Source organism: Candidatus Poriferisocius sp. (genome assembly GCF_965202595.1).
In the GTDB taxonomy this organism is placed as follows: domain Bacteria; phylum Actinomycetota; class Acidimicrobiia; order Acidimicrobiales; family Bin134; genus Poriferisocius.
On the sequence record NZ_OZ241836.1, the window covers coordinates 1856681 to 1871555 of the forward strand.

General features: G+C 63.3%; 12 protein-coding genes. All 12 read right to left on the bottom strand.

Annotated elements, in window-relative coordinates; all coding sequences use genetic code 11:
- Window positions 1–2796 carry a translation initiation factor IF-2 gene (infB, locus tag ACOGXC_RS08500; protein ID WP_419917765.1) on the bottom strand — a complete coding sequence of 932 codons (2796 nt, stop codon included), beginning with the start codon at window positions 2794–2796 and terminating at the stop codon, window positions 1–3.
- Window positions 2797–2939: 143 nt separating this feature from the next.
- The gene (gene nusA / locus ACOGXC_RS08505; RefSeq protein WP_419917766.1) at window positions 2940–4103 is read right to left on the bottom strand and encodes a transcription termination factor NusA; all 1164 of its coding nucleotides are present in this window, start codon (window positions 4101–4103) and stop codon (window positions 2940–2942) included.
- Window positions 4100–4582: a ribosome maturation factor RimP gene (rimP, locus tag ACOGXC_RS08510; RefSeq protein ID WP_419917767.1), complete on the bottom strand. Its 483-nt coding sequence runs from the start codon at window positions 4580–4582 to the stop codon at window positions 4100–4102. The genes nusA and rimP overlap by 4 nt, the downstream gene beginning before the upstream one ends.
- Before the next feature lie 212 nt (window positions 4583–4794).
- The gene (proS, locus tag ACOGXC_RS08515) at window positions 4795–6207 is read right to left on the bottom strand and encodes a proline--tRNA ligase (protein WP_419917768.1); all 1413 of its coding nucleotides are present in this window, start codon (window positions 6205–6207) and stop codon (window positions 4795–4797) included.
- 3 nt (window positions 6208–6210) lie between these two features.
- A complete protein-coding gene (ispG, locus tag ACOGXC_RS08520; protein ID WP_419917769.1) occupies window positions 6211–7476 on the bottom strand; it encodes a flavodoxin-dependent (E)-4-hydroxy-3-methylbut-2-enyl-diphosphate synthase in 1266 nt (421 codons plus the stop codon).
- A gap of 78 nt (window positions 7477–7554) precedes the next feature.
- Complete coding sequence (locus ACOGXC_RS08525; protein ID WP_419917770.1) at window positions 7555–8811, bottom strand: M50 family metallopeptidase; 1257 nt, start codon at window positions 8809–8811, stop codon at window positions 7555–7557.
- 111 nt (window positions 8812–8922) lie between these two features.
- Window positions 8923–10155: a 1-deoxy-D-xylulose-5-phosphate reductoisomerase gene (dxr, locus tag ACOGXC_RS08530; RefSeq protein ID WP_419917771.1), complete on the bottom strand. Its 1233-nt coding sequence runs from the start codon at window positions 10153–10155 to the stop codon at window positions 8923–8925.
- Between the two features lie 162 nt (window positions 10156–10317).
- Entirely contained in the window at window positions 10318–11667 is a 1350-nt protein-coding gene (locus ACOGXC_RS08535) for a phosphatidate cytidylyltransferase (RefSeq protein ID WP_419917772.1), read from the bottom strand.
- Window positions 11668–11691: 24 nt separating this feature from the next.
- A complete protein-coding gene (gene frr, locus ACOGXC_RS08540; protein WP_419917773.1) occupies window positions 11692–12267 on the bottom strand; it encodes a ribosome recycling factor in 576 nt (191 codons plus the stop codon).
- Between the two features lie 43 nt (window positions 12268–12310).
- Window positions 12311–13054 (bottom strand): UMP kinase, encoded by a 744-nt coding sequence (gene pyrH, locus ACOGXC_RS08545; RefSeq protein WP_419917774.1) that lies wholly within the window; start codon window positions 13052–13054, stop codon window positions 12311–12313.
- 9 nt (window positions 13055–13063) lie between these two features.
- The gene (gene tsf / locus ACOGXC_RS08550; RefSeq protein ID WP_419917775.1) at window positions 13064–13855 is read right to left on the bottom strand and encodes a translation elongation factor Ts; all 792 of its coding nucleotides are present in this window, start codon (window positions 13853–13855) and stop codon (window positions 13064–13066) included.
- Window positions 13852–14820, bottom strand: a complete 969-nt coding sequence (gene rpsB, locus ACOGXC_RS08555; protein ID WP_419917776.1) for a 30S ribosomal protein S2 — start codon at window positions 14818–14820, stop codon at window positions 13852–13854. Before rpsB ends, tsf begins: the two co-directional genes overlap by 4 nt.
- Window positions 14821–14875: the final 55 nt, after the last annotated feature.

Below are 14875 nucleotides of genomic sequence, written 5' to 3' on the forward strand. Positions count from 1 at the left end.
TCAGACCCGAGCGACTTCCCGCTCCTCGAAAGTCTCGATGATGTCGCCATTTTTGAGATCCTGGAAATCCGACAACCCGATTCCGCACTCAAACCCTGACTGCACTTCCCTAACGTCATCCTTGAAACGCCTCAGAGACGACACAGTACCCCGCCAGATGACCGTTCCATCCCGCAAGAACCTGACCTTGGAACCCCTAGTAATGGCCCCGTTGAGCACGTAACAACCGGCCACCGCGCCCACCCGGGGAACCCGGAATACTTCTCGAACCTCGGCATCGCCGGTGACGACCTCCTCGAACTCCGGGGCCAGCATGCCCACCATGGCGTTCTCCACGTCCTCGATGAGCTTGTAGATGATCTCGTAGGTGCGAATCTCAACCTTCTCCAGTTCCGCCAACTCCCGGGCCTTGCGATCAGGCCGAACGTTGAAACCGATGATGGTGGCATTGGACGCTGCGGCCAATTGGATGTCGTTGGCGGTCACCCCTCCCACTCCCAGATGGACGAAGGCCAGCCTTACCTCTTCGCGCTCCAGACGCTTGAGACTGTCCACCACCGCCTCGAGCGACCCGTTCACATCAGCTTTCACGATGAGGTTCAACGTCGTGACTTCTCCGGCCTGGATCTGGCCGAAAATATCCTCCAGGCGCGCCCCACCCGAGCCGGCCGAGGCATCCCGCCCCAGACTGGCGAGCCGTTGGGAATGCTCGCGCGTGCTGACAACCTTGGCCGCCACCTTCTCATTGGGGGCCACCACAAAGGCATCACCGGCGCCGGCCACATCGGACAATCCCAGAACCTGCACCGGCTTCGACGGCTGGGCCTCCTGAATCGGCTGGCCCCGGTCGTCGAGCAATGCCCTGACCCGCCCCCAGGAGGCACCCGCCACCACTGGATCCCCTCGTTTGAGGGTTCCTTGCTGAACCAAAAGGGTGGCCACCGGGCCCCGCCCTATGTCCAGGTTGGACTCCAGGACCACGCCCCGAGCCCTACCCTGCGGGTCGGCCCGCAAATCCTCCAACTCGGCCACCACCGCCAGATGTTCGAGCAGATCATCGATGCCCAGGTTCCGAAGAGCGGAGATCTCCACCATGACGGTGTCACCCCCCCATTGTTCGGGCACCAGATCGTGCTCGGAAAGTTGCTGCATGGTCCGGTTGGGATCGGCGTTGTTGCGGTCGATCTTGTTGATCGCCACCACTATGGGTACTTCTGCGGCCCGAGCGTGATTGATGGCCTCCAGGGTCTGAGGCATCACCCCGTCGTCCGCCGCCACCACCAGAACCACGATGTCAGTGGCATCGGCACCCCGGGCCCGCATGGCAGTGAAAGCCGCGTGACCCGGAGTGTCTATGAAGGTCAACGTCCGGTCATTCTTGTCAACCTGGTAGGCACCGATATGTTGGGTGATGCCGCCGGCCTCCCCATCGGCCACATTGGCGTTGCGGATCTGATCCAGCAGTTTGGTCTTGCCATGATCCACGTGGCCCATGACCGTTATAACCGGGGGCCGAACGGGATGGTCGTCGGCGAATTCATCGCCATCGTCCTCGGCCTCCAGCAGTTTGAGAAGCTCGTTCTCCTGCTCCTCGCCGGGATCCACCAGGCGGACTTCAGCACCCACCTCGGCGGCAAAGAGCTCGATCATGTCGTCAGTGAGCGACTGGGTGGCAATAACCATCTCGCCCTGTTGCATGAGAAAACGGACCACATCAGCAGCCGTGCGGTTCAGCTTGGGACCTACTTCCAGTGGCGTGGAAGCTCGCTCAATCACCACCTCACCGACCGGCGCAGCCGCATCGGTGGAAGCCTGGGCGGGGACGTTCATCGGCTGGAGATCCTCGGCCACCCGGCGGCGGCGCCGACTCTTGCGCCGTCTTTGCTGGGGACGCTGAGGGCCACCCCGACCCCGCCCCCCCGGACCTCCGCCACCACCGGGAGGCCCACCGAGCGCTCCGGCTCCGGCAGGACCGCGTGCTCCTATGGGCGCGGGAGCACGTCCCGGGGAACCAGTGGCCGGCCCCCGAGTAGCTCCTGCCGGGCGGGCCGGGCCCCGAGGACCCCTTCTGGGGCTTGGTGGGGCAGGACCTCGCCCACCTCGGCCGGGAGGGGGCGGAATGGGCTTGCCCGAGGACGACATGGGGGGCCGGCCGGGAGGGGGCGGAATGGGCTTGCCCGAGCGGGATAGCGGGGGGCTGGGACGGGCCGAAGCGGCAGGTTGGGCCTCGGGTGGCTCGGGTGCGGGTCTTGAAGCTGGTCGAGGAGGTGATGACGAAGAGTCACCGGGGACACGAAACTCCGCGGGCGGCACAACCGGACGGGGCCGGGGAGGAGCCCCGCCGCTGGAAGTGACCACCCGAACCGGTTTGGAAGCAGGCTCGGGCTTCGCCTCCACCACCGGCTCGGGCTCCGGCTCGACCACAACCACTGGCTCCGGCTCGGGCTCCGGCTCGGGCTCGACCGGTTCAGGCTCCGGCTCCACCACCACAACAGGTTCAGGCTCCGGCTCCACCACAACCGGCTCGGCCTCCACCACCACAACAGGTTCAGGCTCCGGCTCGACCACAACCGGCTCGGCCTCCACCACGACTGGTTCGGGCTCCGGCTCGGGTTCCGGGGGGCGAACCAAACCATCTCGATGAGCTCGCCGGCGGACGCGGTCGGCTTGAGCATCAACGATGCTTGATGAGTGACTCTTGACGCCGATCCCCAGCATTACACAGAGATCCAACGTTTCCTTGTTTTCTAGGCCGAGCTCTCGGGCAAGCTCGTAAATCCGAATACTTGGTGGCAAAAAGCTCTTTCTTGATCTGTCCGCAACATGCGGCCAACCCGTTTGGGCTGGATCTTTATTTTCTCACGACCAGTCCCTGGATTTCGAAGTCAATCCAAAGCTCCGTTCATTACCCTGGGGAGGGAGTGCCCTAAAAATGTTCATTACCCTGGGGAGGGTGTTCCCTCCGGAACCGTCCCGACCTGCTCAATCGGGGCCGGCTGACTACCTTCTGCGGCCCACTCCTGGGCTGATAGTGCCGGTCCCCCTTCAGCAGGACGCCACACCTGCTCACCGGTTTTCTCATCCACCACCCATTCACCCTCAGCCCACTCCGTTTCTGCATAAGCGGCTTCTTGAGCCACCTGACTCTCGCTCTTGATGTCTATTCTCCACCCGGTCAGTCGAGCTGAGAGGCGGGCGTTCTGGCCCTCCTTACCGATGGCCAGCGAAAGCTGGTAATCAGGCACGATCACTTCGGCCACACCGGATTCCTCGTCGATGTTTACCTCCTTGATCTTGGCCGGAGACAGTGATTTGGCCACAAAATCCGCCGGTTCATCCGCAAAGGGAACAATGTCGATCTTCTCTCCCCGCAACTCGTTGACCACCATGCGGACCCGAGCTCCACGGGCCCCCACGCAAGCTCCTACCGGATCCACGTTCGCATCGTTGGAAAAAACTGCGATCTTGGTGCGATGCCCCGGCTCCCGAGCGCAGGCCCTGATCTCGACCACACCGTCGGCGATCTCGGGAACCTCCAACTCGAACAGCCGCTTGATCAACCCGGGGTGAGTGCGGCTGACCACGATTTGAGGCCCCTTGGCCGTCTTGCGCACCTCCACGATGTAGGCCTTGAGACGGCTGTTGGCATCCGGCCGCTCGAATGGCACCTGCTCCGCCTGGGGCAACAGGGCCTCCACCCGACCCAGATCCAGCAAAGTGTAGCGAGCATCGTTCTGCTGGATGATTCCGGTAACAATGTCGCCCTCGCGTCCGGCATATTCCTCGTACTTCAGCTCCCGCTCCACCTCGCGGATCCGCTGCATCATGACCTGCTTGGCGGTCTGGGCTGCTATCCGGCCAAAACCCTGCGGGGTAACATCGAACGGTTCCCCGATTGGCTCCCCATCCTCGTCCAGCTTCTGAGCAAAAACCAGGATGTCGGCCGTCTCGGGATTGATGGTGACCCAGGCGTACTCCTCGCTATCGGGCATACGCTTGTAGGCCGATTCGAGAGCATCGGCCAGCGCGGCCAGAAGAGCATCCACCGATATGCCCTTGTCGGCAGCCAATGCCTGGAGGGCCTCCAGCATGTCGGGGTTCATCGGCTGCTCCTCTGCTTCGGTTTGTTTTCTGACATCGGACCCCACTCAAAAACGGTCCTGGCCTTGGTGATGTCCTCATAGACCATCCGACGGGGAACCCCGTCCTGCTCAATGGTTATACCGTCGTCATCGCTGTCCATCAAAAAACCCTGGATCCGGCGGTCCCCCTCGATGTGGGGGCCGAGCTTGACGCTCACTTTCTCACCCACGGCCCGGGCGTAGTGCTGCGGTTTGCGCAAGGGGCGCTCCAGGCCGGGACTGGAAATCTCCAGAGTGTACCGACCTTGCACCAGGTCGTGGTCGTCGAGGAGGCGGGAGACCACCCTGGAGACATCGGCCACCTCGTCCACGCCGACCCCACCGGGCTTGTCCACCATGATGCGTAGCACCCCCCCGCCGTAGGTCAAGTCGTACACATCCAAACCTCTTCCCCGAAGAAGTGGTGTGAGCAGGCCCTGCACATTGTCTGCCACCGACATGTTTCGCTCACTCCTTCCCCGGACCGGACCGGTTCTGCTGGCCGCTCCCCCAAAGTCAGAAGGCGTGGGCCGGAGCCCACGCCTCACCCAACAACAGAGATCGACGATTCGGGGTTCATGCTACCCGGTGGCACCGGCAATGTCGCCTCAACCCGAGACCCGGTGGCCGAGACCCGGTGAAATCGGCAATATCCCCCTCAACCGGTGGCCGCTCAGTAGCTGCGCCCGCAGATGGCCACCAGGTCGGGCTCTTCGCTGCTGTTGGGCAGGGATCCATCCGGACGTTGCAAGCAGCGCACGGTGATCGCGTCCTTGGCCAGGGTAGCCTCCCCCTCCGGGCCCAGTTCGGCCCACGGAATCCGGGCAAAGCCGGTGGTAGCCGCGTGCTGGACCTCGGAAACGGTGGTCGCCTCGAAAATGCGGGAGTCCAGCCACGAGGTTGCTTCGGTAAGCATCCGCTCCTGGAGGGCTTCAAGCATTGAGCTCACCCGGGCCGGTACCCCGGAGAGGGCCACGGTCTGCTTCTCGCCCCCGACCCGGGGAACCAGTGCGGCTTGATCCTGCTCCAGATCTCGGGGTCCGATCTCCACCCGCACGGGTACCCCCTTCAGCTCCCAATCGGTGGCTCGGCGACCGAAGCCGGTTTCGGTCCGATCGTCCACCACCGACCGGATTCCGGCCGCAACCAGGGCATCGGCCAGCCGGTGGCAGGCATCCACAACCCCATCGGCGTCGCGTACCGCAACAACCACGGTTTGAATCGGGGCCAGCCTGGGTGGCACCAGCAGCCCATCGTCGTCACCGTGGGCCATTATCAGCCCCCCGACCATGCGGGAGGACACCCCCCAGGAGGTCTGCCACACGTATTCCCGGTTCCCCTCGGAATCGGAGTAGGTGATGTCGAACATGGAGGCAAAGCCCTGGCCCAGCTCATGGGACGTCCCCATCTGGAGGGCCTTGCCGTCCCGCATCATCCCCTCCAGGCACATGGAGTTGATGGCCCCGGGGAACCGCTCGGCTTCGGTCTTGTACCCGATGAGCACCGGTATGGCCAGCACCGACTCCATGAAATCCAGGTAAACCTCGTGAAGAATCCGGGCCGCGTACTCACGGGCCTCATGGCGGGTGGCATGGGCGGTGTGGCCCTCCTGCCACAGGAACTCCGTGGTGCGCAAGAAGATGCGCGGGCGCATCTCCCACCGGACCACATTGGCCCACTGGTTGATCAGCAGGGGCAGGTCGCGATGGCTCTGTATCCATTTGGAGAAGTAGGCGTTGATGATGGTCTCGCTGGTGGGACGCACCACCACCGGTTCGGCCAGTTCCCGGCCTCCCCCCCGGGTTACCACCGCCAACTCAGGGCTGAACCCCTCCACATGGTCGGACTCGCGATTCAGGTAACTCTCGGGGATGAACAGCGGGAAATAGGCGTTCTCGGCCCCGGCAGCCTTGATGCGCCGGTCAACCTCAGCCTGCATACGCTCCCAGAGGGCGTAACCGTAGGGTCGGATGACCATGGTGCCCCGCACCGGCCCGTTATCGGCCAGCTCCGCCTTGTTGAGCACATCCTGATACCAGCGGGGAAAATCCTCGCTCTGGGGAGTGAGCACCCCCTTTCCGGCCATTCGTTACACCCTCCTGCGAACCATCTCGATTTTCTCACTGGTCCGGTTGACATCGGTTCCCTGATCGGCCAGCAGCCGGCTCCGATCCCGGTCGGCCTCCCGAGCGGCGGTGACCGTGTCGGCCCGGGCCAGAGCGGCATCGAATCCGTGCTCATGAATCAGTTCGGCCCACTCCACCAAGGCCGTCACCATGTCCTTTTCGGCGACCACGGCAACGTTGCGGCCCTTAACGAACAGGTGGCCCCGCTTGTTGCCGGCGGCGATGCCGATATCGGCATCGCGAGCCTCGCCCGGCCCGTTCACAACGCAGCCCATGACCGCCACCTGCAAGGGTATCTCCCGGTCGCCGAACGCTTCCATGGCCTGTTCAGCCACGGTATACACATCGATTTCCGCCCGGCCGCAGCTCGGGCAGGCGATGAGATCGACGTTCTTGCGCTCCCGCAGACCCATGGCCTCCAGGAGCTGGCGACCGGCTTTGGCCTCCTGCACCGGATCGGCGGTGAGGCTGTAGCGGATGGTGTCACCAATGCCCTCGGCCAGCAGCGTGCCGATTCCCGCGGTGGACTTGATCAGCCCGACCGGTGGTGGTCCCGCTTCGGTAACCCCCAGGTGAAGTGGGTGATCGGTAACCTCGGCGAGCAGGCGATAGGCCTCGATCATCAAGGGCACGCTGGAAGCCTTGACCGATATCTTGACATCCTCGAAGTCCACTTCCTCGAAGTAACCCAACTCCATCCGAGCTGATTCCACCATGGCCTCCGGGGTGACCCGATCACCGTACCGTCGGTACAGGTCGGGGTGCAGGGACCCCCCGTTCACCCCGATACGGATGGGAACTCCCCGATCCCGGCACTCCTTGGCCACCACCCGGATGTGCTCGGGCTTGCGGATGTTGCCGGGGTTGAGCCTCAGGCAATGCACCCCGGCATCCAGCGCCGCCAGGGCCATACGGTACTGGTGGTGGATATCGGCCACGATGGGAACCGGCGACCGGGGCACTATCTGGGCCAGCCCCTCGGCGGCTTCGATCTCGTTGCAGGTACAGCGCACTATATCGGCACCCGCGGCGGCCAGGGCATAGACCTGCCGGAGCGTGCCCTCCACATCGGCGGTGCGGGTGGTGGTCATGGATTGGACGGTTATGGGTGCGCCACCCCCGACAGCCACATCCCCCACATGGATTTGCCGGGTCCGGTTCCGCTGGAAAGAGGCCTGGACTTCCACGGACTCAGCTTGACACGCCCGGCCCAGGACATTGGTATCCATCCCCGCCGGCAGCCGTTCCCATCATTACAGTCACGGCACCATAATCATCCCCGCCGGCAGTCAACCCCATCATTACAGTCACGGCACCGTAATTGGATCGGTGATGTCCAGGTAAAGCGCCCCCAGGCCCACGAAAACCAGGATGAGCACAACGGCGTAGGCCACGGGCATCATCTTGGATACATCGGCGGTGTACCGATGGCCTCGCCAGGACCGTAAGCGCTCGTAGGTGGCTATCACCACATGGCCCCCATCCAGCGGCAGAAACGGAAGCAAGTTGAAAACCCCGATGAACACGTTCAGCAGCGCCAGGAACAGCAGCAGGTTGTCCCAGCCGTTCTCCGTGAGGTCGGCCCCGATCCGAAGCGCTCCGAAGATGGACACGACGCGGTTCTGGCCGTCATCGCCCACTCCTGCGGTGGTTCCACCCCCGGCCGGGGCCACCTTCTGGGAACCCTGGGGATCGGGCTGATCAGCCACCTCCCGGTAAAAGCTGCTGAGGCCGCTGGGGGAGAAGAACCTGCCGATGCTCAGCACGGATTCCTTGACCAGGAAGCCGAACTCGTCCAGCGTCTCGGGAACGGCCTGCACCGGCCCTACTTCCACAGCCCGGCTGACCCGCGCCGTCCGAGAGCTGATGCCCACATACCCCCGGCCGGGATCCTCGGGATGGGTGCCGAGCGTAAGGGTGCCCGATTGCCGATCACCGTTGCGCTCGATTCCCAGCGTTACCGGCACCCCCGGACCGGGCAGGGCCGCCACCATCTCGTCCATGGTGACCACGGAACGGCCGTTCACCGACACAATGCGGTCGCCGGGTTTCAAACCGGCCCTATCGGCAGGGGAACCGGGAGCCACCAGATCCACCCCCCATTCCGGGGAGGCAACGATCTCGTTTCGGCCCCCGACCACCAAGAAGGAGTAGATCAGAACCAGCGCCAGCAGGAAATGGACGGCCGAACCGGCCACGGCCACCGACATGCGCCGCCAGTAGGGTTTGCTGCGATAGGTCCGGTGCTCCTCGGCGGGGGAGACCTCCTCCAGGTTGTTCATCCCGATGATCCGCACGTAGGCACCCGCCGGGATGGCCTTCAGGCCGTAGACGGTCTCCCCCCGTCGGAACGACCACATTCGGGGTCCGAATCCCAGGAAGAACTCGGTGACCTTCATGCCCGCGGCCCGAGCCGTGAGGTAGTGGCCCAGCTCGTGGAGGAACAACATACCGATGATCGCCAGCACCACGATCAGCATCGGCAAACCCCATAGCACCAGCACCACGGCCAGCAGACCCACCACCGATACCGGACCCCCCCAATCCCGGCGCGCTCCCCTCACACCGGCGAGCCGGGGTAGCCGAGATCGATCATTCCCCGAAAAGCGGGGCAGCCGAGAACTCACCCCATCAACCGCGAGGGTGTAGAGATGATCTACTCATTGGGGCCTGCCTTACCGAGCGCGGGTGTGTAGGCGGACGGCCTGTTCAGCCGCGGCTCGGGCCTTGCCGTCAATCTCCATAACCGCCTCCAGGGAGTCGGCCTCGGTGCCGTCGTGACCATCGAGAACCGTCTCCAGAATCTCAGGAATTGCCGTCCATCGTATCCGCTCCTCCAGAAAAGCCTGCACAGCCACCTCATTGGCCGCATTCAGCGCGGCGGGAGCGGTTTCGCCCATACGTCCTGCTGTATAGGCCAGGCTTAGGCAGGGGAAGGTAGCGGTGTCGGGCGGCTCGAAGTCCAGCCGGCGCAACTCGGCCCAGTTTATGCGGCCGAACGGCATGGAGATGCGATCTGGATAGGCAAGTGCATAGCCGATGCACAGCCGCATATCGGGCAGCGAGAGCTGAGCGATGGTGGCCCCGTCGGTGTACTCCACCATGGAGTGGACCACGGACTGAGGATGGATCACAACCTCGATGCGGTCGTAGCCCAGACCGAAGAGTTCGTTGGCCTCGATCACCTCCAATCCCTTGTTCATCAGGGTGGAGGAATCCACCGTTATCTTGGGCCCCATACTCCAGGTGGGGTGAGCCAGCGCCTGCTGGACCGAAACGTCGGCCAGCTCGGCCCGCGTTCGGCCCCGGAAAGGCCCCCCGCTGGCGGTCAGCAGGACACGATTCACGCGCTCCATACCCGCCATACCTTCGGATACGTTGACCTCATCACCCGCCATACCTTCGACCCCATCACCCGCTCGGGCGGTGAACACGTCGTTGGCCCGCAAGCACTGGTGAACTGCGCAGTGTTCGCTGTCCACCGGCAGTAGCTCGGCCCCAGGAGTCTGCCGGGCCCGCCGAACAACCGGCCCGGCAGCGATCAGCGACTCCTTGTTGGCCAGAGCCAGCCGGCAGCCCGACTCCAGGGCGGTCAGAGTCACCGGCAGCCCGGCGAATCCCACGACTCCGTTGACCACCACCTGGCCCATGGTCGCGGCCTCGGCCAGCGCCGAGGGACCGGCGGCCACGGCGATACCGGGCAACTCTTCCCGGACCTCCGGCATCAGATCGGTGTCGCCCACCACCACCAGGCGGGGGTGAAACTCGCGAGCTTGATCAACCAACCGATCGACCGACCGGCCCGCTCCCAAAGCCACCACATCCCAGGCCTCGGGCTCGGCCCGCACCACCTCCAAGGTCTGAACCCCAATCGAGCCGGTGGAACCGAGCAACGACAGGGAGGTCATGTCCTCACAGTGTCGGGATTACCCAGCAGCTCAAACCACCTCGACGAGCTTCGATAGCACCAGAGATTTAGCCCGGCACCTGAATCGCCCAGCAACTCAAACTCCCCCAACCGGCTCCTCGGGCACGAGAGAATCCACCTGGTGTCGGGATTACCCAGCAGCTCAAACCACCTCGAGCATCAGAGCGGTGAAATAGGTGGCCGGCAGCACGAACAGCAGGGCATCTATGCGGTCCAGCATCCCCCCGTGGCCGGGCAGTAGAGAACCCATGTCCTTGACCCCAAGATCCCGTTTGAGAGCCGACTCCATCAGGTCGGCCAGGGGAGCGACAACGGCAACCACTATGCCCAGCACCACACCGTCGGTGCGGGATCCGGAATTGGCACCGAAGGGACCAACCTCGAAGATGGAGATGAGTATCAATGCGGTGGCAATGGTGGCAATGAAGCCGCCGATAAGGCCCTCAACCGTCTTGTTCGGGCTGTACCGCGACAGCGGGGTGCGACCGGCAGCCCGCCCGACGACGAAAGCCCCGACATCGTGGGCCGCGGTCAGCACGACTGCGGTCAGCACCAGCTCGGCACCATCGGTCATGTCCAGGAGCAACCCGCCGAAAGCCCCAGCCACCCCGATGTAGACGATCCCCAACGAGGTGACCCCCAGGTTGGCGAGCGGGCGATCACGGCCCACCCCTCCCAAGTACCACAAACCCGCACCGAACAGGGCGAACACCAGCACCATCACGATGCCGTCGGTCCCTCGCCAGTAGGCCACCGGGGGCATGGCCACCACTGCGACAAAGCCCACCAGGGATGGGGGCTGATAGCCGGCGTTCCGCAAGCTCGTGAACCAATCGGCCGCGGCCAGCAGCAACGCCACGGTGAGAACAACCAGGGCAGCCCGCTCACCCCAGGCGATGGCACCGAGAACGATGCCCCCCAGCACCAAACCCACCACAGTGGCGGTAATGGTGTCGTCGGATCGGGGGGGCCCCTGGGTTGCCGTCATCGCATGGGGCGAGGTGGGCATAGCCGTTTCCGGCACTCCCACAGGCTCGCTGATGCCCGGAATGTCCACGGATTCTTCAACATCCTGGATGCCCGGAATGTCCACGGATTCCCCAAAATCCTGGATGCCCGGAATGTCCACGGATTCCTGAACATCCTGGGAGAGAACCTCGTCCACCCGATCAATCGAAGGAAACTCCACCGCCTCGGTGGGTTCGGGATCCTCGAATACGCTGGTCCTCTCGATTCCATGAGCTATCTGGGGCTGGTCCCTGGTCACGAGGTCATCCGAGTCGTCACGCCAGCGGGGGGCGGCATCAGTGGAACCCTCCCAGCCTTCAACCGCAGTGGTCTCGGTCTTGGCCGGCTCATCCCAACGGGGCAGGTCGCTTTGCTCCTCCTCATCGAACAACGAGGTCAGGTCGTCCAGGAAGGTCGCCTGCTCATCATCGGGCGGTTCCCCGGACCGGTCGGCCGGCCTTTGGAAAGGATTGTCATCGCTCACTGGACCCTCCAGGTACTGGACATTTCAGATCTCGAGCAGCTCTTGCTCTTTGACGGCCAAGGCATCGTTGATGAGCTGTTCACGATCTTGGGTTAAATGGTTGAGTTCCTTCTCGGCCCGGGTTGCCACATCCTCGGAAATGTCGCCCCCCTTACTGAGCTGGTCGATTTCGTGACGGCTGCTGCGCCGGGTGTTACGGATTGCCACCCGACCCTCTTCGGCCATGTGCTTGACCAGCTTGACCAGTTCACGGCGGCGTTCCTCGGTCAGAGGTGGGAACACGAGACGCACCACGTTCCCGTCGTTGCTGGGATTGAGCCCTAGATCGGCTTGGATGATGGCCCGTTCGATTGCGGCTATGGAGCCCTTGTCAAAAGGGGAGATGACCAGAAGCTGTGCCTCGGGGACGCTGAAGCTGGCCAACTGTTGCAGCGGCACCTCGGCACCGTAATAGTCCACCAGGAACCTCTCGAACAGCGCAGAAGAAGCTCGACCAGTCCTGACGGTGCCGAACTGCTGACGGGTGTGATGCACCACGGAATCCATGCGCCCCCCGGCCTCGTCCAAAACCAGATCCGTCAGTTCATCGCCGGTATTCATGATCTCACTGTATGGGGGCGATCCCTCGCATCCCCGCCGTCTCTCATGACACCAGGGTACCGATCGACTGACCATCAAGTATGGCACGCACATTTCCGGGCCCCATGAGGTCGAACACCACAATGGGCAGCTCGTTGTCCATGCACAGGGAGACGGCGGTGTTGTCCATGGCTCGCAGCCCCCTGGACAACACGTCCAGATACCGCACCTCACCCAGTTTCTCGGCCTCGGGATCAATTCGGGGATCAGCGGTGTATATCCCGTCGGTGCCGCTATGCGTACCTTTCAGAAGAGCACCGGCCTCTATCTCCACCGCTCGCAGGGCGGCTGCGGTGTCGGTGGTGAAAAACGGGTTGCCGGTTCCGGCCGCAAAAATAACCACCCGACCCTTCTCCAGGTGGCGAATTGCCCTTCTCCGAACATAGGGCTCAGCCACTTGGGCCATACCGATGGCCGTCTGAACCCGGGTGGGCTGACCCAGCCGTTCGAGGGTGTCCTGGAGCGCGAGGGCATTTATGACCGTGGCCAGCATCCCCATGTAGTCGGCTTGGGCCCGGTCCATGCCCACCCCCTCGCCGGCCATTCCCCGCCAGATGTTGCCGCCACCCACCACTATGGCCACATCTATCTCGAACTCCGACCTGACCCTTACGATCTCGGTGGCTATCTGAGCAGCTAATTCCCCGTCAATGCCGTAGCCGTTCCCTCCGGCAAATGCTTCCCCGGAGAGCTTCAGGACGATACGGCCCCACCGCCCCGGACGCCTGGCTCCGCCGCTGCTTGTCACGACACTCCGCTATCCGCCGATGGTCACCAGCTCGAACCGCACGACCGTACCGCCCCCCAACCGGGACTCCACGGTTTCCTTCTCACCAAACATGCCCTGTTCCAGCAGCACCCGCTCGGCATACCAAGCCCGCAGGCGGCCGGTGACGATCTTGTCCCAAGCCTGCTCGGGCTTACCCTCGGCCTTGGTCATCTCGGTCAGCGCAACCCGCTCCCGCTCGACCTCATCGGCATCCACCTCATCGCGGTGCAAGACCGTGGGCTTGGCGAAGGCAATATGGAGGGCCACCTCATGGGCCAGATCCTGGCTAACCCCGCGGGCCTCAACCACGACGGCGCTGGTACCCCGACCATCCTGCATATGCAGGTAGCTGTCCAGAATGTTGCCCTCGGCGGCCTGAATCCTGACCACCTTGCCCAACCGCACATTCTCCTTCTTGGCCAACCCCAGATTCTCAATTGCCTCCTGGCGCGTCCCGACGGCCTCCTCCCCCCCGTCCAGCACCAACCGGGCCAACTCGGAGACCAAAGCAATGAAGTCATCGGCCTTGGCAGAAAAGTCGGTCTCACAGCGCAATTCCACAATGGCTGCGGCATTCCCATCCCCCGCGAGTGCCACTGCCCCCTGATCGCTGGCCCGGTCGGCCCGGGCGGCAGCCTTGGCCATACCCTTCTCGCGCAACCACTGGGTGGCTGCCTCCATGTCACCCCCGTTATCGACAAGCGCGCGCTTGCAGTCCATCATCCCCGCACCGGTGACCTGACGCAGGGCTTTCACATCTTGGGCCGTGAACGAGCTCACACTTGCTCCTGAACATCGACCGGCTCGGAAACAACAGATGGCTCCGGCTCAGCACCAACCACAACCGCCGGCTCGGAAACAACAGATGGTTCCTGAACATCCACCGGCTCCGAAACAACAGATGGCTCCGAAACCTCAACCTCTGGAACCTCCTCCGCCACCGGAACCTCCGCCACAACCGCCGGCTCCGGCTGAGGCTCCGGCTCAGCACCAACCACAACCGCCGGCTCGGAAACCCCTGGCACCTCCGGCTCAGATGGAGCAACGGTATTGCCTCGGGCGATGAATCGTCCTTCCAGAACGGCATCGCTGATGATCCGGCACATCAGCTTGCCAGAACGAATAGCATCGTCATTGCCGGGAATAACGTATTGGATAACGTCGGGGTCGCAGTTCGTATCCACTACCGCTATCACCGGTAGCTTCAACTTGTTGGCCTCTGCCACCGCGATGTGTTCCTTCTTGGTGTCAAGTACGAACACAGCGTCGGGAGGTCGGGTCAAGTCCCGGATGCCGTTGAGGTTGCGCTCCAGTTTGGCCAGCTCCCGGGTGATGAGAAGAGCTTCCTTCTTGGGCATGACATCCAGCTCACCGGAGCTGCGCATTCGCTGAAACTCCTTCATCTTGCCCATGCGCTTGGAAATGGTCTCGAAGTTGGTCAGCAAACCTCCCAACCAGCGCTCATTCACGTAGGGCATGCCTACTCGCTCCGCGTAACTCTGAACGCTGTCCTGAGCCTGCTTCTTGGTACCCACAAACAGGACTTGACCCCCTTTGGCCACCAGATCGCGCACGTAGGTGTAGGCCGCCTCGATGCAGGCCAGCGTCTGGGTCAGATCGATGATGTAGATGCCCCCGCGCTCTCCGAAGATGAAACGCTGCATCTTGGGATTCCATCGACGAGTCTGATGACCGAAGTGGACTCCGGCATCGAGCAACTGGCGCATGGTCACAACCGGCACCATGGTGATTCTCCTCTCCCAACGGTTCAGCGAAACCCGGGGTCAGCACCTGACGGCG

Excerpts from the sequence above, each read along its gene's own strand:
- nusA (WP_419917766.1), bottom strand. The coding sequence starts at position 4,103 with ATGAACCCCGACATGCTGGAGGCCCTCCAGGCATTGGCTGCCGACAAG.
- rimP (WP_419917767.1), bottom strand. The coding sequence starts at position 4,582 with ATGTCGGTGGCAGACAATGTGCAGGGCCTGCTCACACCACTTCTTCGG.
- proS (WP_419917768.1), bottom strand. The coding sequence starts at position 6,207 with ATGGCCGGAAAGGGGGTGCTCACTCCCCAGAGCGAGGATTTTCCCCGC.
- ispG (WP_419917769.1), bottom strand. The coding sequence starts at position 7,476 with ATGGATACCAATGTCCTGGGCCGGGCGTGTCAAGCTGAGTCCGTGGAA.
- dxr (WP_419917771.1), bottom strand. The coding sequence starts at position 10,155 with ATGACCTCCCTGTCGTTGCTCGGTTCCACCGGCTCGATTGGGGTTCAG.
- frr (WP_419917773.1), bottom strand. The coding sequence starts at position 12,267 with ATGAATACCGGCGATGAACTGACGGATCTGGTTTTGGACGAGGCCGGG.
- rpsB (WP_419917776.1), bottom strand. The coding sequence starts at position 14,820 with ATGGTGCCGGTTGTGACCATGCGCCAGTTGCTCGATGCCGGAGTCCAC.